This window comes from Streptomyces sp. NPDC050704, assembly GCF_040654355.1.
Classification (GTDB): Bacteria; Actinomycetota; Actinomycetes; order Streptomycetales; family Streptomycetaceae; genus Streptomyces.
Genome location: NZ_JBFAHW010000013.1, coordinates 90394 through 108420, shown reverse-complemented (window position 1 = coordinate 108420; position 18027 = coordinate 90394). Strand labels below are relative to the sequence as shown.

At 68.9% G+C, this 18027-nt stretch carries 19 protein-coding genes and 1 pseudogene; 5 read left to right on the top strand and 15 right to left on the bottom strand.

What is annotated here, in order from left to right:
* The first annotated feature begins 80 nt into the window (after nucleotides 1–80).
* The 3 genes from AB0I18_RS10105 to AB0I18_RS10095 all read left to right on the top strand — a co-directional run bounded on the left by AB0I18_RS10105 (nucleotide 81) and on the right by AB0I18_RS10095 (nucleotide 2419).
* Nucleotides 81–680: a TetR/AcrR family transcriptional regulator gene (locus tag AB0I18_RS10105; protein ID WP_363104935.1), complete on the top strand. Its 600-nt coding sequence runs from the start codon at nucleotides 81–83 to the stop codon at nucleotides 678–680.
* 132 nt (nucleotides 681–812) lie between these two features.
* Nucleotides 813–1013, top strand: coding sequence for a hypothetical protein (locus tag AB0I18_RS10100; protein WP_363104934.1), 201 nt, complete (start codon nucleotides 813–815; stop codon nucleotides 1011–1013).
* 317 nt (nucleotides 1014–1330) lie between these two features.
* Complete coding sequence (locus tag AB0I18_RS10095) at nucleotides 1331–2419, top strand: amidohydrolase family protein (RefSeq protein WP_363104933.1); 1089 nt, start codon at nucleotides 1331–1333, stop codon at nucleotides 2417–2419.
* Nucleotides 2420–2477: 58 nt separating this feature from the next.
* Here AB0I18_RS10095 and AB0I18_RS10090 read toward each other — a convergent pair.
* From AB0I18_RS10090 to AB0I18_RS10060, 7 genes and pseudogenes are all read right to left on the bottom strand, one after another.
* A pseudogene (locus tag AB0I18_RS10090) lies at nucleotides 2478–2891 on the bottom strand (NAD(P)H-binding protein); the annotation flags it as partial.
* Between the two features lie 114 nt (nucleotides 2892–3005).
* Nucleotides 3006–4106, bottom strand: coding sequence for an alcohol dehydrogenase catalytic domain-containing protein (locus AB0I18_RS10085; RefSeq protein ID WP_363104932.1), 1101 nt, complete (start codon nucleotides 4104–4106; stop codon nucleotides 3006–3008).
* Nucleotides 4103–5095: a hypothetical protein gene (locus AB0I18_RS10080; RefSeq protein ID WP_363104931.1), complete on the bottom strand. Its 993-nt coding sequence runs from the start codon at nucleotides 5093–5095 to the stop codon at nucleotides 4103–4105. The genes AB0I18_RS10085 and AB0I18_RS10080 overlap by 4 nt, the downstream gene beginning before the upstream one ends.
* Nucleotides 5096–5160: 65 nt before the next feature.
* Nucleotides 5161–5904, bottom strand: coding sequence for a methyltransferase domain-containing protein (locus tag AB0I18_RS10075; protein WP_363104930.1), 744 nt, complete (start codon nucleotides 5902–5904; stop codon nucleotides 5161–5163).
* A 92-nt stretch (nucleotides 5905–5996) separates the two neighbouring features.
* Entirely contained in the window at nucleotides 5997–6836 is an 840-nt protein-coding gene (locus AB0I18_RS10070) for a fumarylacetoacetate hydrolase family protein (RefSeq protein ID WP_363104929.1), read from the bottom strand.
* A complete protein-coding gene (locus AB0I18_RS10065) occupies nucleotides 6833–7480 on the bottom strand; it encodes a VOC family protein (protein ID WP_363104928.1) in 648 nt (215 codons plus the stop codon). The genes AB0I18_RS10070 and AB0I18_RS10065 overlap by 4 nt, the downstream gene beginning before the upstream one ends.
* 20 nt (nucleotides 7481–7500) lie before the next feature.
* Complete coding sequence (locus AB0I18_RS10060; RefSeq protein WP_363104927.1) at nucleotides 7501–7788, bottom strand: hypothetical protein; 288 nt, start codon at nucleotides 7786–7788, stop codon at nucleotides 7501–7503.
* A 208-nt stretch (nucleotides 7789–7996) separates the two neighbouring features.
* Here AB0I18_RS10060 and AB0I18_RS10055 point away from each other — a divergent pair, with 208 nt between their 5' ends.
* Nucleotides 7997–9697 (top strand): FAD-dependent monooxygenase, encoded by a 1701-nt coding sequence (locus tag AB0I18_RS10055; protein WP_363104926.1) that lies wholly within the window; start codon nucleotides 7997–7999, stop codon nucleotides 9695–9697.
* Nucleotides 9698–9761: 64 nt separating this feature from the next.
* On the opposite strand, the gene AB0I18_RS10050 is transcribed toward AB0I18_RS10055, so the two are convergent.
* From AB0I18_RS10050 to AB0I18_RS10035, 4 genes are all read right to left on the bottom strand, one after another.
* Nucleotides 9762–10340 carry a helix-turn-helix domain-containing protein gene (locus AB0I18_RS10050; RefSeq protein ID WP_363104925.1) on the bottom strand — a complete coding sequence of 193 codons (579 nt, stop codon included), beginning with the start codon at nucleotides 10338–10340 and terminating at the stop codon, nucleotides 9762–9764.
* Between the two features lie 112 nt (nucleotides 10341–10452).
* A complete protein-coding gene (locus AB0I18_RS10045) occupies nucleotides 10453–11424 on the bottom strand; it encodes an aldo/keto reductase (protein WP_363104924.1) in 972 nt (323 codons plus the stop codon).
* 333 nt (nucleotides 11425–11757) lie between these two features.
* Nucleotides 11758–12144, bottom strand: a complete 387-nt coding sequence (locus AB0I18_RS10040) for a hypothetical protein (RefSeq protein ID WP_363104923.1) — start codon at nucleotides 12142–12144, stop codon at nucleotides 11758–11760.
* Between the two features lie 133 nt (nucleotides 12145–12277).
* Nucleotides 12278–12748: a hypothetical protein gene (locus AB0I18_RS10035; protein ID WP_363104922.1), complete on the bottom strand. Its 471-nt coding sequence runs from the start codon at nucleotides 12746–12748 to the stop codon at nucleotides 12278–12280.
* Nucleotides 12749–13021: 273 nt separating this feature from the next.
* Here AB0I18_RS10035 and AB0I18_RS10030 point away from each other — a divergent pair, with 273 nt between their 5' ends.
* Nucleotides 13022–14179, top strand: a complete 1158-nt coding sequence (locus AB0I18_RS10030) for a hypothetical protein (protein ID WP_363104921.1) — start codon at nucleotides 13022–13024, stop codon at nucleotides 14177–14179.
* A 27-nt stretch (nucleotides 14180–14206) separates the two neighbouring features.
* Here the strand turns inward: AB0I18_RS10030 and AB0I18_RS10025 are convergent, their stop codons facing one another.
* The 4 genes from AB0I18_RS10025 to AB0I18_RS10010 all read right to left on the bottom strand — a co-directional run bounded on the left by AB0I18_RS10025 (nucleotide 14207) and on the right by AB0I18_RS10010 (nucleotide 17969).
* Nucleotides 14207–15754, bottom strand: a complete 1548-nt coding sequence (locus AB0I18_RS10025; protein WP_363104920.1) for a serine/threonine-protein kinase — start codon at nucleotides 15752–15754, stop codon at nucleotides 14207–14209.
* Entirely contained in the window at nucleotides 15751–16545 is a 795-nt protein-coding gene (locus tag AB0I18_RS10020) for a serine/threonine protein kinase (protein ID WP_363104919.1), read from the bottom strand. The genes AB0I18_RS10025 and AB0I18_RS10020 overlap by 4 nt, the downstream gene beginning before the upstream one ends.
* Before the next feature lie 288 nt (nucleotides 16546–16833).
* Nucleotides 16834–16956, bottom strand: coding sequence for a hypothetical protein (locus AB0I18_RS10015; RefSeq protein WP_363104918.1), 123 nt, complete (start codon nucleotides 16954–16956; stop codon nucleotides 16834–16836).
* 38 nt (nucleotides 16957–16994) lie between these two features.
* On the bottom strand, nucleotides 16995–17969 hold the full coding sequence (locus tag AB0I18_RS10010) for an MBL fold metallo-hydrolase (RefSeq protein ID WP_363104917.1): 975 nt from the start codon (nucleotides 17967–17969) through the stop codon (nucleotides 16995–16997).
* Between the last annotated feature and the right edge of the window lie 58 nt (nucleotides 17970–18027).

The window sequence follows — 18027 nt, the reverse complement described above, 5'->3', positions numbered from 1 at the left end:
CTATCACACGCCACGTATGATTCGGATTGGATTGTGACCCCAATCACACTCGACGTATGATTTGCCGGTAGGGTGGCCACATGACGCAGCCCCTCCATCGCCGTCGGCCGACCCCGGGCAACCCGCGAGTGCAGCGCACCCGCAACCGTGTGCTGGCCGTCGCGCGAGAACTGCTGCCTCAGGTCGGACCGGCAGGGCTGACCTATGCCCTGCTGGCCGAGCGGGCGGACGTCACCCGCCAGACGCTCTACCGGCACTGGCCCACCCGAGCGGCACTGCTCTTCGACCTCGTCCTCGAAGGCCCCGACCTCGGCACCTACCCCGAACCGGGCAGCGACGTGGGCGCAGTGGCCACCGCCTGGCTGAAGAGCCTGCGCGCCGGCGTCAGCGTGCCGTCCGTGCGCACCGCGGCGCTGGCCGTCACCGCCCAGGCCGACCACGACCCCGACAGCGCCCGGGCACTCATCCGCATCGGCGAAGACCGCTACGCCGGCTTCAACAAGCTGCTGGAGCCTTCGGGCGTCCGGATCAGCGACGACGAGTTCACCCTGCTGTACGGGCCCGTCCTCGCCCGGCTGTTCCTCGACCGCGGCCAGGTCACCGACGCCTTCATCGACGCCGTCGTGGCCCAGTGGCTCACCATGCTGCAGCCTGCCGACGCACCGCAGGACTCCCAGTAGCGGTCGTCGAGAGCCCTTGACAGAGGCACACCGGAACAACCGCGTTCAGGCCGCCAGTCCGGCGATCGGCTTCATGGAAGCTTCATGTGCCGAGTCGCACGTGCTTTATGAGGCGGCTGTTGTCTGGTGGTCATGCACACCGCACTGTTCGGATCCGTCGTGATCGGCGCGATCCTTCGTCCGGGGTCGGCCGGGCACGTGGACCCGGTTGGGCCGGAGGCCGGCGATGACGCGCCGCATGAAGGAACCGCCGGCCTGTTCGCTCGCGGCTCGGCTCCACAGCCGGCCGCCGGCCGACGCGGCTACGTCGGCGCCATGAAGTCCCGCGCATGAGCGCCGGATCGACCCGTTAGCGGGGACTGACCCGGCCGAGGAGCGGCATATCCCCTTGCGCTCCCCCCATCGGCCCGCACCACGCGCGGAGGCAGCGGTCTCCACCACGGCGGGGACCATCGCCGTCCTGCGCAGGCCCCTGCCCGGCCCGGCGACGGCGCCATGACGCACGCACGCACACACGACCTGACTCGCACACAGAATGAAGTGGGGAACCGGAAATGAACCTGCGACGGAACATCTCGCGTCGAAGGATGATCGAAGGGGCATCGGCCGCGGCGATTGTCACGGCGGCAGCGGCCACGGTGCCGGCTGCCATGGCCAGTCCGGAGGCGGCATCGTCCGGTCCGGGGCTGCCGAAGGGCAACTGGCGTATCGATACCCACGCGCACTACTCCCCCGACGTGTACAACGACTACCTGAAGCGCTACGGCCTGCTCGGCGCCATCACCGGGGCGTACGGTCCGTGGTCGGTCGAGCGGCACGTGGCCTTCATGGACCAGTACCGGATCCAGGCCAGCGTCCTGTCGTTCGGCGACCTCCAGGTCACCGTCGGCCCGGTCGACGACCGGCGTGCCACCGCCCGCGCGGTCAACAACTGGGCCCGCGACCTCGTGCAGAGCCGTGGTGACCGGTTCGGGATCTTCGCGGTCACCCCGATGCCCGACATCGAGGGCTCGGTGGCCGAGGTGGACCGCGCGCTCGGCGAACTCGATCTCGACGGCATCTGCCTGCTCACCAACTACAAGGGCACCTACCTGGGGGATCCTTCCTTCAAGCCTCTGTACGAGATCCTCAATGACCGCGGTGCCTACGTCTACGTCCACCCGACGGGTCCGGAGAACAACCCGGCTCCCAAGCTCTGTTTCGGCCCCGACATCCCGGCCGGGAACAACGTCTTCGAGTACACGTTTGACGCGACCCGTGCGATGACCAGCCTGATCTACAACGGTGTCCTGCGGGACTACCCGAACATCCGCTGGCACTTCACCCACAGCGGCGGGGCACTGCCGTTCCTGGCCTACCGGCTCGCGACCCGGCACTCGGCCTTCCCGCCGTTCAACGAGGTGCTGCCGGAAGGCCCCCTCAAGTACATCAAGCGGATGTACTTCGACGACGCACAGGCGTTCACCGCCGCGCAGTTGCAGCCGCTGTCGTCGCTGGTGCCCGACAGCCACATCATGTTCGGCAGCGACTGGCCTGCGACCCGCCATCTCTACGCGGCCGACAACGTCGAGACGATGCCCTTCCTCAAGGGCAGCCTGCCGAATCTCAAGGCAGGCGACCCCGAACCGACCGTCGATGAGATCTACAGCGCGCGCCAGCGGCTCGCTCTCGAGCGGAACAACGCCCTTCAGCAGTTCCCGAAGCTGAAGGCGCGTATACGCCGCGCCGGCTCGCGCTGAGCCGAGCCCGCACGTCGAACGGCACGTCGACCTGCCCGGCGGGAGCCCTCCCCCACGTCGACAGGACGATCTGGGCGAACATCGAGGGCTGGAGGATCGTCCAGTCCAAGTCCGAACCCCGCACGGCGGCCTCGGCGTTCGCCTTGCGCAGGTGATGGCGCAGACCGGGAGTGTGCGGGTGGAGGACAGACAGGTACACGAACCGGCGCGCGCCCGCTTCCAGCGCCCGGATCGCGAAAACGTCCTCCTCCGGGTGGAACGCCGGCGGAATCATGAACACGAAGTCGGCGTTCTGCACCGCCCGGCGGACGGCGTCGGGCTCCGCGAGATCGGCCTCGACGATCTCGTCGGCCCCCAGAGCGGCCACCCGTTCACGGCCCGCCGGCCCGTGCACCACCGCGCGGACCCTGAACGGAGCCTGCCGCGCCGCCTCCAACAGGTAGCTACCGCAGAGCCCGGCCGCCCCGATCACCGCGAGCAAGGGCGGCCCTTCGCCACGTACGGCTGCCGTTTCGGACACTTCCGGTTTCCTCTCGATGGATCCTCTACGGCTCCGCGGAACACGATGACGGACGCGTGCCCAGGATCAGGGATTGATCACGGGCATCCACATGGGTTCGTCGCGGCGTTGGACGGCATCGACGGCCTCCAGCACATCGCTGAGCGGGAACCGGTGGGTGATGAGCTCGTCAGCGGTGAGGGCGCCGGTCTCCAGCAGGCGCAGGACTTCCAGCGCGTCGTTGCGGGTACAGGTGCGGCTACCGACGAACCGCCACATGTTCAGCATCATCGCCATCGGCGACAGCGGCATCGGCGTCTGGTTGCCTCCCATGTGCACCAGTGCGCCGCCGGCCGCGAGCCCGGCCATGGCCTGACCGGTGACCGGCCCGTCGGGGACGTAGTCGAGGACCGCATGTGCCCCGCCGGGTGCCAGTTCGCGCAGCCGGCCGGCGAGTGCGCCGGTGGCCGCCCAGTCCTCGGGGAGTTCGTCCAGGGCGACGATGCCGGCCGGGATGCCACCGGACAGCTCTGCGACGGCCTTGAGCCGGTCACTGTGGCGGCCGACGAGGATGAGGTCGGCGATACCGAAATGCTTGGCGAGCTTGACCGTCGCGGTGCCCATGGCACCGGTCGGGGCGGTGACGACGACGGTGGATCCCATCGGCAACTCGGCCCACTTGAGGGCGCGTACGGCGTTGGCCAGGGTGTGCACCTTGGCCGCGACGTCGAAGCCGACGGACTGCGGCAGCGGGTCGACCAGCCAGTACGGGAGCCGCACGTACTCCGCGAGGACTCCGTTGTGGTACTCGTCGTAGAGCGGCATCGCAACGTCGTTGAAGGCGGCGTAACCCATCATGGACTGCTGCGGGCACATCATGTCGCGGTCGGTACGGCAGTAGATACAGGTGCGGCAGTTCAGGAAGGTGTGCACCCTGACCCGATCACCGATGCGGACGCCGGTGGCGTCGCTGCCGACGGCGGCGACGGTGCCGGCGGCCTCGAAGCCGACGGTGGCGGGCAGATGCTTGAACGCGCCCATCTTGAGCAGGCGCATGATGCCCGGGGCCAGGCCTGCGGAGGCGACCCGTACGACGACGTCCATCGGACCGGGCTCGGGGACGGGGATGTCTTCCAGGACAAGAGCGCTGGCATCACGGTGGGCGCGCAGGGCGAGCATCGTGGTCATGAGTGGACCTCCGCGTCGAGGGCCGCGAGCCGTTCGGGCGAGTACTGGTCGGCGGTACGGGAGGTCTTGGCGACCTGCGGAACCTCGCTGCGCGAGAGCAGGCTGACATAGTCGCCTGCCTCGGTCGCCACGTCGGTGTGCGAGACCCCGAGCGGGATGCGCACGAAATCGCCGGGTTCGAGGTCGATGACGCCTTGCTGGGTGATCAGGGTGCGGTGGCCGTTGGCCTGGTACTGGATCTCGTCGGCATCGAGGGTGCGGCGGTAGCGGCGTTCACCGCCGGGCGCGGTGGTGACGAGGCCGATGCGGACGCGGTCCGTGCCGTACAGCCAGGTGGTGTGCTGGGCGCGGTCGGGGCTCAGCACCTGGAGCCGGCGGTCGTCGCTGTGAACATGTTCGAGCAGCTGCTGTTCATCGACCCCGAAGAGGGTGATGTCGCGGCCAGGGGTGCCCAGGTTCCAGCTGACGGCTTCGTTGGCCGGGGCGGGCTGCCAGCCGGGAAACGGCGGGAACACCGCCTGGGACTCGCGCTGGGCCGGCACCAGCTCGGCGACCGGTGCGGGGATGTAGAACAGCAGATGGCTTCCGGCGCGGCCGTAGTTGTCGTGGGCCACCCCCCGGGGAATGCGGGAGAACTCGCCGGACCGGTGCTCGACCACGCCGAGTTCGGTCATCAGGGTGCGCTCGCCGGCGATCTGGTAGGAGAGCTCGTCCACGTCGCAGTTGCGGTGGTAGAAGGGCTGCCGACCGTCCAGCTTCTGCCACTCGACGCGGATCTCGTCGCTCTCGTACACACCGCGCGGCGGGGCGAACACCTCTGCCCGGTACTCCTGCGGGTAGTGCACCACGGTCAGTGGCGGCTGCTCGTCCCACAGCTTCATGGGCACCTTGGACGGATGCGGCGGGGACAGCAGCAGGTGCTCGTCGCGGACGACGCTCTGCAGCGGCTGGTCCGATGCCATGACCATGAGGTCCTCGTTGACACTCACTGCAACCTCCTTGTTCGGCAGGATCTAGGGGTGCCGGGCCGGCGCGACGGGTGCTACCGGCGCTGTTATTTCTTTCGTCCCCAGAACATCTCGATTCCGCGCCATTCCATCACCTGCGGGCTGTCGACCATGTCCCCGAACGCTTCACGGATCTCTTCCCCGGAGTAATACGGAATGTCTTCCGCGGGAACATGCTGGAAGAGCTTGTCGAACCATTGCCGGAGATGGACATCGGCGTTGATACGGGCGTAGAACGACGATCCTTTCAGGACCGCCTCGGCCAGCACGATACGACGGCCTGGTTTCATGACGCGCAACAGGTCCCTGGCCGTCTCCGCCCAGTCGTCGGAGTGCTGGGTCGCCTGGAGGACGGCGACACAGTCGTAGGACTCGTCGGCCAGCGAGTCGGTGTAATCCCAGCGCCAGCAGCCGGTTTGGCCATTGCGGCCGGGGATCCGGCCCAAGACCGCCTGCCGCCCGTCCCGGATGATCTCCACCTCGTCCACCGTGCCCTCTGGGCCCACGAGGTCTCGCATATCTTCCAGCCACCCGGCCGGTGCAATGCCTTCACCGATGAGCAGAACCCGGTCTCCGGCACGCAGTTCGAGCAGACCATAGGCGATTTCGGAGATCGGGCGGGCCAGCTCCTGCCAGATGTAGGGAAGTCCGCCGGCGATGGCCATGGCCATCTCCCATTTGACCCGCTGTCCTTCGTCGTGAACTTCCTTGCCGAAACGCTCCTCGTCCCACGGCTGGATATAGTCCCATGGGTTTCCGCCACCGAAATCGTTCTTGATTTCACTGCTCATTTTCATCGCTTCCTGTGGAAAGGCCGCCGGCTAGTGATGGCCGCCGGACAGTACTTCAAGGGCGCTGGCCCCTGTCAGCATGCGCGGGCTTCTCAGGCGCAGGTGTTCGCGAGGGTGCCGATGCCCTCGATCTCGATCCGGACCTCGTCCCCGGACCGCAGGAACAGACCTCGTTTGTGCCCCACTCCGGCCGGGGTTCCGGTGGCAATCACGTCGCCGGGTTCGAGGGTCGTCTGCCGCGACAGGTAGGAGACCAGCGCGGGAACCGGGTGAATGAGCTGGGAGGTGCGCGCGTCCTGGCGGAGCTGGCCGGTGACCCAGGTGCGCAGGTGCAGGTCGTCGGGGTCGGCGAACTCGTCGAGCGTGGCCAGGGCGGGGCCCATGGGGGTGAAGGTGTCGAAGCTCTTGGCCGCGGTGACGTTGGCGGCCCGGCCGGGAACGCGTCCCTTCTGGACATCGCGCGCGCTGACGTCGTTGCAGATCGTGAAGCCGGCGACGAACGAGTACGCGTCCGCCTTCGGCACGTCGGTGGCGCGCCTGCCGATGACGACCGCGAGTTCGCCTTCGTAGTCGACCTCGTCCGGGGCCGCCTTCGGCAGGCGGATCCGCTCTCCCGTGCCGATCACCGAGGACGGGGCCTTCAGGAAGACGACCGGATCCTCCGCCGTGTCGGCGTACCCCACCTCGGTGCGGTGACCGGCGTAGGCGTAACCCACCGCCCAGATCTTGGAGGGTCTGGGGACGGGGGCGACGAGCTGGGCCTGGGCCATGGGTACGCGGTCGCGGACCCCGGCCGTGGCGATGGAGGCGATGTCGAGGCCGGACCGCAGGGCGGCACCGAGGTCGGTCGCGTCGAGGTCGAGGAGGGCGACGGTCTCGCCGTCGTCCGCCAGTCTGCCGATTCCCTTGGCCGTGCTGACGAGCCTGGTCACAGGGCCACCGCCTGGTTGTCCAGGCGCAGCAGCTCGTCCTCGGGGTCACCGGCGCGGTAGCGGGCGACGAAGCGCTCGGGGTCGAGCTCCAGGCCGGAGGGGTTCGCCGCGAAGACGGGGCCGGCCATGAAGGCCACCTCCTCCTCGGTGGTGGCGAAGTTGTCGCAGGAGAACTCGACGATGTTCCCGTCCGGGTCGCGGTAGTAGAAGCTGGTGGCCTGACCGTGGTTGGCGGCACGGTGCGGGCGCGCGCCCATGGACGCCATGTGCTCGTACTGGGTGACCAGTTCACCCAGTGAGCCGACACCGAACTGGAAGTGGTGCAGGCCCGGCCCTGACGCGTCGGTCCCGATCAGGCTGTCGATGCCGAACAGCGCGAGGACCTGGCTGCGGTGCGGGGCGTCATGCACACGGAAGAAGCCCAGTCGGACGTCGACCGCCCGCTCGGGCATCCCCGCGGGACGCGGCGGGGCGTCGGGGTCCGGGGTCCGCTCGTAGAACGGGCCGTATCCCAGTACGTGGGTGTAGAAGGCGGCCATGTCGTCGTAGCGGCCGGTCTTGAGCACGACTTCGGCTATCTGCAGCGCGACGGCCTGTGTCTCGGTGGCCGCGGTGGCGGCCGTGCTCTGGGAGGTGGTCGTCATCGTGAGGGCCTCCTTGCCCGTCAGACGGTGGGGTGCGGCGGCCTCGACGTGCGGTGCGTGATCCGCCACTCCCCGCCGGAGTGGCGGAACCGGTGAACGGTGCCGAGGACGCGGTCCAGGACATAGGCGCCGTCAGGTTGCCGGACGTGCAGCAGGACCATGGCCTGCAAAGTCTCGTCCCGTCCGCGGAAGGCCCGGCCGTGTGCCTCGAACTCGGCGCCGGCGGCGAACGCACCGATCCCGGCGGTGGCCCGGCCACCGTCGATGTCGCGGTGATAGCCGACGACCAGGGCCCGGCAGTGGCCCACGGCATCACTTCGATTCGATCGGCCGGAGACACCACGACGTTCCCCTATCTCTTGAACTCGGGTCAAGCGTAGCACCGCACCCGACCTGTCGACAGGGGCCATCTCCTCTCGCTCTTCCACGGAACGGCCTGGACGTGCGAGTCTGACTCGGGTTCAAGAGTTTGGGTCCCGACTGATCCAACCCGTGCTCAGGAAGGCAGGTTCCCCTGTGTCTGACCGCAACGAAGGAGCCGGATCTCGGCGTGTCCTGATCGTCGGAGCGGGGCCCGTGGGCCTCTCGCTCGCGATCGAGCTGGGGTGGCGCGGTGTGCCGGTGACGGTGATCGACCAAGGCGACGGACGCGTGCCCTTCCCGGCGGGCGAGGCGATCTTCTCCCGCACCATGGAACACCTTCGGCGCTGGGGCTGTGCGGACGAGGCGCGCGCGGAGTCGGCACCGCCCACGGACTATCCGCACCGTACGGTGTTCGCCACGTCAGTGACGGGACACGCACTCGCCGCATTCGATTACGGGGTCACGAACCGGTCTCCCGGCGCGTACGGCCCGCTGACGCCCGAGGGCCCCGCGTTCCTGTCCAAGTTCTCGTTCCTGCCGCTGCTCGAACGGACGGCGCGGGGCCTGCCCTCGGTCGAGATCAGGTTCGCCACGCGCCTGGAGACGTTCGAGCAGGACTCCGACGGTGTCCTCGCCGTGGTGCGTGACCTCGGGAGCGGCGTCGCCGAGACACTGGCCGGCGACTACCTCGTGGCCTGCGACGGAGGCCGCAGCAGCGTCCGGCGGGCACTGGGCGTCGAGTTCGAGGGCATGTTCGCGCAGGGCCAGAACTTCGCGGTGCATTTCCGTGCACCGCAACTGCCGGCCCTGCTCCGGGAGCGGCTGGGCGGCCCGGCGGTACAGATCCACACGCTGTCGTCGGCGCGCAGGCCGTACATCACGGTGGTCAACGGCGTGGACGAGTGGCGGCTCTCGGTCTACCTGGAGCAGGAGCCGGAACCCGGGGACGCGGTCGCGTGGGTGCAGGAGGCCGTCGGCGCACCCATCGATGTGGAGATCCTCGCCGCCCAGCCCTGGAGCGGGCACTGCGTAGTGGCCCGCGGCTACCGCGCGGGGCGGGTGTTCCTCGCGGGTGACTCGGCGCATCTGCTGTGGCCCAAGGGAGGCTTCGGTGCCAACACCGGGATCGGCGACGCCGTGGACCTGGGCTGGAAGCTCGCCGCGGTCCTCCAGGGCTGGGCAGGCCCCGCACTGCTCGACAGCTACGAGCTGGAGCGGCGGCCGATCGCCGTCCGCAACGTCACGGAGGCATCGAGCAACTGGAGGTCCGACTCCCGGCTCGCGCCCGACGCCGCACTCGGCCGCGCGGACGCGGAGGGCGACCGGGCCCGCAGTGAGATGGGCGAGATGATCCGCCGGTCGAGAGGCAAGGAGTTCCGCTGCACGGGCGTCCAGCTCGGATACCGCTACAGCGGCTCCCCGATCTGCGTGCCTGACGACACCCCGGAGCCGCCCGATGAGCCGGACGACTACGTCCCGTCGACCTGGCCCGGTTGCCGCGCACCGCACGTATGGCTGCCCGACGGCAGCTCGGTGCTCGACCACTTCGGCCGCGGGTTCGTGCTCGTGGTCTCGGGGTCGGCGGACCCGTCCGCGCTGGTGAAGGCCGCGCACCAACGTGGCGTGCCGCTGACGGTGCTGCGCCTCGCCGATCCGGCCGCGGCGAGGCTCTACGAGAGGCCGCTGGTGCTGGTTCGCCCCGACGGGCATGTCGGGTGGCGGGGCGAGCGGGCTCCGGCCGACCCCGGTGCGGTGCTCGACCGGCTGCGCGGAGCGGAGGCCGGGAATCCGGCCGCGGGTTCGGTCATGGAGACGCGGGCGGGGTCGGCGAGAGTCGCCACTCGGCAACCCTGACCACTCGCCAACTCCGGTCGTCGCGACTCCGACCGCCGTGACTTCGACCCGCCGCGATCGGCGGTCACGCCCTCTTGATCGGTGAACGCCCCGCCAGGACGGACTCCATCAGGAGGCGGATCATCTCGTGTGCCGGTCTGTTCCGGTCGTTGGGCACGTTCGCACCTTCGAACACGGCGAGCACGGTATCGCGGAGGAGCGCGGCATCGATGTCGGGGTCGCCGTCGAGGCCGCGCTCGGCCACGACCTCGTCGACCAGTCCGACGATCCAGCCCAGGAAGGTGTTGTGGGCGGCCCGAACCGCCTCCGAATGCGGAAGCCGGTCGTGCATGGCCTGGTGCAACGGCCGGGAATAGCGCATGTCGGACAGCCCTCGCACCAGCCGGCTCAGTGGGTCGGCGCCCGCCTGCTCCGCGCTGAGGGTACGGATCTCGCGGCTGAGCATCCGGTCCATCACCGCGGCGAAGATGTCGTCCTTCGAGTCGAAGTACCAGTAGACGTTGCCCCTGGCCACCCCGGCGGCGGCACTGATGTCCGCCATCGTGGTCTTGTCGTACCCCTTGGCGAGAAAAAGCTCGGTGGCCGCGGCCAGCAGATCACCTGTCCGCTCTTCACGGGGGATCTGCTGGCGGTTCCGCGGCATCCCTGCTCCTCTGGTGTGTTCAGCTCGTCTCAACCGAGTGTAGACAGCGAGCTGAACCGGCCTGACGGCAGTGAAGGGTTCTTGCCGACACGGTACGAGCCGTAGGACCGGCTCAGCTGTAGAAGTTCTTCTGCCAGCGGTGCCTGGCCAGCAGCGCCAGCTCATCGGCGCTCAGCGGTGGTGACTCGGCGACCGCCGCGTTGCGTTCCACGTTGGCCAGTGACCGCATCCCGACGATGACCGTTGAGACCGCCTGCCCGGCGAGCGCGAACCGCAGCGCGGTGGACGCGAGCTCGCCGGCGCCGATCCCCAGGTCCGCGAGGAGCGCGTCCACGCGCTTCTCCACCTGGGCGGGCCGATCGTCCCTGAAGTACCAGTTGCGCCAGTCGCCTTCGGGGAACGTGACACCCGCGCGGATCGAGCCCGTCAGAGCTCCCTCGTCGAGTGCGACCCGCCCGATCACCCCCACGCCGTACTCCTCGCAGGCCGGCAGCAGTGCGTCGGACGGGGCCTGCTCGAAGATGTTGTAGATGACCTGGACCACGTCCAGCACCCCGGTGCGCAATAGCGTGAGCACGTTCTCGGGCTGGTGATCCTTGACGGAGATCCCGACGAACCTGATCTTGCCCTCCTGTTTGAGGGCGTCCACCGTCTCCAGCCAGTCGCCCCGCCCGGTCCACTCGTCCTCCCAGGTGTGCAGCTGAAGGAGGTCGACGTGGTCGCGGCCCAGTTCGCGCAGGCTGGTCTCCAGACTCTCGCGGAGGTGTGAGCCGGGGAAGGCCTCCATGGGGTCGAGTCCGCTGGCCGTCAGGGAGACCGGGACCTTCGGCCCGGCCTTCGTCGCCACGTACACGCCGTCACCACCGCCCGGGAGCTCCCGCAGCGCACGGCCGACGACGCGCTCGCTGCGGTCGTACGCCCTGGCGGTGTCGATGAAGTTGACACCCAGGTCCAGGGCACGGTGCAGGGCGCGCACCCCCGAGCCGTCGTCGGCCCCGACCCAGGCCCCCTGGCCCAGCCCCCAGGCCCCGTACCCGATCTCCGACACGGCCAGCCCGGTGCGGCCCAGTTCCCGATAACGCATGTGCTGTTCGTACTCCTTAACCGACGGCTCACGGCGAGGACCGCCCTGCGCGTGTATCTCTGTGCCGCGGCTTGCCTGGATGACCGTACAGACGGTGGCACCCGGTCACCACCTGCGCAGGAGCGCTGAAACTTTCGCTCGCTCCGCGAAGGACCTGTGCGCTCACCCGTATCTACCTGTTCGATGCCGCCGCCGTCGTAACCCTTGCAGTACGGCGCGGACTGCACGATCTTGAGGACCTTCTTCTGGGCGGGACAGACGTCTTTCCGGGCCGGTGCGCGCACCGGCCCGGAAAGAGGTGTTCTCTAAGTGGTCGTGTCCTTCGACGCCGCGTCAGCAGTCCTCGACACCGTCGATCCAGTTGGTGGCGTTGTCGGTGTAGTAGCTGGCCATGTAGCCGCGGTGGCCGCTCGGAGTGAGGACCCACACCCAGTACGGGTTGCCGCCGACGCTCTGCCCGCCCTCCTGCTGGCAGTACACCCACACCTGGGCCGGGCTGCTCACCGTGGTCTCCACGGTCGGGCAGTTGAAGGCCGACGGGTACAGGTAGCACTGTTCCCCGCCGCCGCCACGGACATTGACGCCGGAGGCCCAGACGCCGTAGTAGCCCTCGCCATGACCGGACGCGTGGGCGGCGCCCGCCGTGCCGAAGACGAGGCCGGCGGCGGCGATGACGGTGGATGCCGTGGCCGCGGCGGCGACTCTCACGGAATGGATCATGCGTGATTCCCCCTTGGGATGGCCAAACGGACGGTGCGGGCCCGGAAGCCACACCGGGCGGCGCGCACCACACAGAAAACGCTCGGGGACCCCTGGCGCAGTACGCCCACGAACTGCGCGGACCGGACGGCTGTCACCAGGTGCCGCTCCGGACGTACGGGTTGACGGCCCTGAAATTGCTGTCGTAGCTGGCTCTGAACAAGTAGTTCGAGTTGGACTGGGTCAGCCACCCGGACGTATGCGCGTAGCCGGTGCCGTCCGAAAGGTAGGTGCCGTCGGCGAACGACCAGGACCCGCCGCCGTCCGTGCTGATGTCCAGCCAGATCCAGCCACGCGCGTCCCAGCCGGAGCCGACGAGCCGCCCCCAGCCGTACTGGAAGCCGTTGTAATGGCCCGAGCGCAGCTCGATGCCGATGGTTCCGCGCTGGTTCGGGGCGTGGGTCACGCGATTGGTGGTGGCCATCACCTGGTCGGTGTTGATCGTTCCGGCTGCCGCGTGCGCGGGTGTGGCTAGTGCCGTGACACCCAGCGCGCCCAGCGATCCCGCCACCGCAGCGGATCCGGCCGACCTGAACAACATCCTGCGGTCCATGGAGCGACTCATGGGTCCCCCTCGTCTCGGAAGTAAAGGTGCTGACCTACGAACAGCGACGTGGACAGACGCTAGCGAGGGAGCGGGTACTGAGCTCCTGACAAATGTCAGGGCAACCCCTGTGCGAGTTCGTAACGCACCCCACCCTGCGAGTGCCGCCCTGACATTCGTCAGGACCGTCGGCCCGCTCTCCTTCTTAAGGTTCGAGTCGTCTTCCATGCCTCGGCTGTACAGCGGGGCACCCTCCACACCGATCAACTCGATCAATCTCAGGGAGCACTACCTGTGAGGCGCCCACTTTTCGCGACCGCCGCCGCTCTGCTGCTGATCGGCGGCGCGGCAGGCTCAGCCGCCGCCGATGCCCCGGCCGGGCAGCCGGTGCGGCCCGCCGCCGCGTCCGTCGAGCTGCCCGCCGGCGTCAGCGCCGGGGTCGCGGTCTTCGACCGGCAGACCGGCACCTTCACCGAGCAGCTCAACTCGAGCACCCGTTTCCGGTCCGCCTCGGTCGTCAAGCTGCTGCTGGCGCTGGACTACCTGTGGAACCGGGGCCCCGACTACACCGTGCCCGCCGCCGACCGGGCATGGCTGGAGCCGATGCTGCGCAGCAGCAACGACACCGCGGCCAACAACTACTGGTCGGACAACGGCGGTACGGCGATCATCACCCGCATGGTGAGCCGCCTCGGCCTGAAGGACACGGCAGTGCCGCCCACCGGGTACGAGGGCTACTGGGGCTACACCGCGCTCTCCGCCCGGGACACGGTCACGATCTACCGCTACCTCCTGGACTCGGCGCCCGGCCCCGTGCGCGACTTCGTGATGGGCAACCTGCGTCAGTCCACCCGCTGTGCCTCGGACAAATTCGACCAGCACTTCGGCGTCGCCGGAGCGTTCGAGAAGCCGTGGGCGGTGAAGCAGGGCTGGGCGGGAACCTCGTACGAGAAGGGCACCTGCGGCACGGCGAGCACCGCGACCGCCACCGCGACGGGTGCGGCGAGCCCGGCTCCGGCCGCCGCCGCGGACGTGGACCTGACCCGGCCCGCGCTGCACAGCACGGGCACCGTGGGCGCCGGTGACCGGTCCATCGTGGCCGTGTTCACACTGCATCCCGTCGGCACCTCGTACGGGAAGGCGTACACGGACATCGGACGGCTGACCCGCTCCCTGAACGTCCCCGGAGCCACCCGGCCCGCGGGATGGTGGTACGGGACATGGAGCGACCATGTGAACGTCCGCCCCAACCCCGGCACGGGCATCTCACCCATCACCCAACTCCCCGCAGGCGTCGAGGTGTTGGTGGGCTGCCAGGCCAGGGGACAGAAGGTTGACGTACCGCCTTACACCAACGAATGGTGGGCGTACCTCCCCCAGTACGACGGCTGGATCTCCAACATCTACATCAACTCGCCCGACAACAAGATGCCGGACGTCAAGGACTGCTGAGCAGCCTTGAGCGACAGCTCCGCTTCCTCACCGCTCGTAGGCGGCGAGGTAGCGGAGCACCTTCTCGACGTGGGGCCGCACGCGTTCGGGAACGCCGCCCTCCGTGACGACCGTGCGGTCGCTCGTGCGGTACCCGGCCGCCATCAGCGCGGGAAGATCCTCGGCGGGCATGTCGGCCTTCTTGAACTGCTGGTCGAGCCAGCACACGTACAGCGACATCGTGGCGATCGCGTCCGGCGGCGACCAGTATTCCTTGTCGCCGTCGGCGTCGCCGTCGACCGCCCAGGCCCGGAACACCGAAGGCGTCCACATGGCGATGCCGTACTCCTCGCTCGCCGGGCGAGCCGCGTTCACGTCGAAGCCGCTCTCCGCCTTGAGCATGGCGGCGAGAAACGCGGGCGTGACCTCCGCGTCGGTACAGCGGTGGGCGGCCTTCACGATGACCGGTCGCAGTGCCTCGGGTACGTCGGAGTCCTCCGGGATCTCCCCGGCGGCCGGGCTGTGCGCGTCGGTGGCGACGGCTGGTGCACCCCGCCCCTGATCGTCATCGTCGTCTCCCCCACCTCCACCGCCCCCGAGCAGCGCGGCCCCGGCGATGGCGGCAGCCGACACCGCGGCCAGCGCGACGGCGGCGACCGGCAGCAGGCGCCGCCGGCCACGCGGGCTTGCCGGTTGCCCGATCCGGGCGGACAGGCTCGCGGCGGTGTGGCGCAGGCGGCCCGCGTGATCGGGTGCCAGACAGTCCCCGACGATTCGGCGCCAACTCTCGTCGAGTCCGGCGTCCAGACGCAGTTGCGCGGTGCCCCGGGCGTAGGCCTGCGCGGCGAGCGAGCGGGCGCGAGCGGTGGCGCCGGGGAACGGGTGCAGGCCACCGGTGAGCACCTGGTGGGCCAGGACGCCGAAGGCCCAGATGTCGGCGGTCGCCCGGACCATCGTCCCGTCCGCCCCGGTGCGCTGGGACCACCACTCGGGCGGCACATGGTCGAGCGTGCCGAGCGGCGGCACATAGGCGTGGGTGCCCTCCAGTTCGGTGGCCAGGCCGAAGTCGGCGAGCCAGACCGCGCCGTCCGTACCCAGCAGTACGTTGGCGGGTTTGAGGTCGCCGTGCACCCAACCGGCGCCGTGCATATGGGCAAGCCCGGCGGCGACGCCGCGCAGGACCCGCTCGGCGTCCGGGATCGGGCGGCCGGTCGCGGCAGCGTCCAGCACCTGACGCAGACTGGCCTCGGCCCGGTCCATGACGAGCGCGATGGCACCGTCCAGCGCGGGCAGGTCCGGCGCGTCCACGGTGCACACGGCGTGCGTCCGTACGAGGTGGGGGTGGTCCGCCTCGGCACTGAACCGCACCTCGCGCGCGACCAGTTCGCCGAGCGCGGCACGCTGACCGGGTGCCAGGGCGCCGGTCGGCAGCACCTTCACCGCCACGATCGTGCCGTCGGCGACCGCGCGGGCCTCGTACACGGTCCCCCAGCCGCCCGACCCGATGACGGCGTCCAACTCCCAGCCCTCGATACGGAAACCGGCCGGCAGCCGCGGCGTTTCGAGAGCGCCCTCCTCGGCACCTGACAAGGTCATGCGCCGCTCTCCTGCGGGACGGGCCGTCTGCGGGACGGCAACAGGGCGAGGTGTTCCTCGCGCACCAGGCCGAAGCGCAGGGCTAGGGAGGCCAGTCGGGCGCGCTTGGCGCCGGTGCGGCCGTTGCCGTCGGCTCCGGGCTCGTCGCCGATGTCCAGGCGCAGCTTGGCGAAGGCCAGGTAGTCGATGTGGTAGTTCACCGCGGAGCGGGTCAGACCACGACAGCTCTCCAGCGGGCGAAGCCGCTCCGCGATGTCCCCGGCGCCCGGCAGTACACCGTCCGAGGGGTCGCGCAGCCGCGGCTCGCACAGGGCCACCAGCACCAGGAAGTACTTCGCCGTCGCATCGAGCGCATAGGGATGCACGGTCAACTCCCCGGCGCCGGGCGAGGACCGCTCGTCCAGATAGGCGTGCTGCGGGGCGAACACCTTGAAGTCGACGGTCCCGCCCAGCGCGGGCAGGACGACTCTGGAGAACTCGAAGGGCACCGGCGCTCCGAGCCGGCCCGGCGCGACGGTGATGTACTCGCCGGCCCCCTCCAGGTTCTCGACCGCATACGCGGTGTCACGGCTGAAGTTGGACAGCCGCCAGTAGTCCTCGGCCGCCTCCAGCCGTCCCGCCCGCCGGGAGATTCCGGGGTCGGGCAGGACGATGGAGACTTCCCGGCCGCCGGGCAGCCCACGCCCGAAGTCGGCCACGTCGCCCGGCCCCATGTGCAGCAACTCGGGCCCGTCGGCGTCGACTTCGCCCGGCCGTAACGGACCTGGCGACTGCACAATGATCGTTTCCATACCGACTTTCCCCCGATGTGGTCGACAGGATTGTAGAGGCACTGCCGACCGCGGAAGTCTGCTGACGGTAAGAAGGTCAGCTCAGCCGTCCTCCTTGTCGGCAAGGCTGCCCGTGGTCGCCGGGAGATCCTGCAGGTTCCAGTAGACACGGGCTTCGGCTTCAGGCATGGGTTCCGGGACCGCGGCAAGCCGGACTCACTCGCCGAGCTCAACGCCCGTGTCGATGCTCCCTGTCTCGCCGACGACGCACGACGGCCGGCCGGCGCACGGCACTCACACCGTCGGCGTCTACTTCGCCACCGAACAGCCGTTGCTCAGACCCACGCGACCGAACTTCTCAAGCGGATCCGGATAAAGCGCCTTCAGCGAGAAGGAATCCCGTTCCCGCTCGACATCGACGTCCAGGACCACGATCGGCACCCTTCAGGGAATTGAAGGAGGCCCACCTGTTACGGGCGAATTCCAAAGGCGGGTGACGTAAACCCGTCGTCATGCTGAAGCGACGTGATCAAGGTGAAGGCATTGTCCACAGTGGTGACATCTGCCGCGGCGAGCTTACCCGTGTACTTGGCGACCACCGGCTCAGCCGCCTGTCGGGCCACTTCGTTCCAGTAGTGTTTCATCATCGCCCACGGGTTCCCCGAACCTCCGTACTTGGTGAAGTAGGGCGCGGGATCGACGTTCATGATGGCCGACTTGACATGCATAAGGAGGTCGTCCACGTACTCGATCAGCAGTTCGGCGTCCTCCCGGGTTCCGGGCCGCCCCACGTGTCCACCGAGAAAGTGGGACCACGAGTAATCGGTGATCTCCCGATGCGCCTTGATCCAGTTCGGGATCTCCTGGGAGAGGGCAAAGCCCTGGAAGGGCGCCCAGCCGGGATACATGACGTCGACCACGAAGAGCGTGTCGTAGTCGGGCACGTGGATGAAGATGTTGTCGGGAGTGTGGTTGGGGCCCCGGTAGTCGAGTTGCAGCCGCTCTCCGCCGACACTGAGTGTGTAGCCCTCTCCGAACGTCGTGGTCGGGCGCGGACGATTCCGGTCACCCGTGGCTTTCAGCAGGCGGTCGGTTTCGACGTGGGCGACCCGTTCGACGCTGCTGTCGAAAATTCCCGCGGCGCCGATGTGGTCGGCGTGGTAATGCGAGTACACCAGGTGAGTCACCTTGCTGGGGCGGCCGTTGGCCCGGGTGACCTCCTCGATGGCTCGCACCAAGTTGTGGCCGAGACTGGGCGGTGCGTCAACGAGTACGACGCCGGTCCTCGTCGACAGGAACATCGCCTGGTAACTCTGATCGGTCACCCAGTACAGGTTTCCCCCGATCGGAGCCACGTAGTAGCCGAGTTCGTTCGGCTCCGGACCGAAAGCTGCGGCGGGAATGGGGGCGTAGTCCGGCAGTGAAACATTATTCAAAACGCTCATCCTGATGTCTCCGTTCGTTTCCATAATTCGAAATCCCACCACACGCACCGGTTACTTC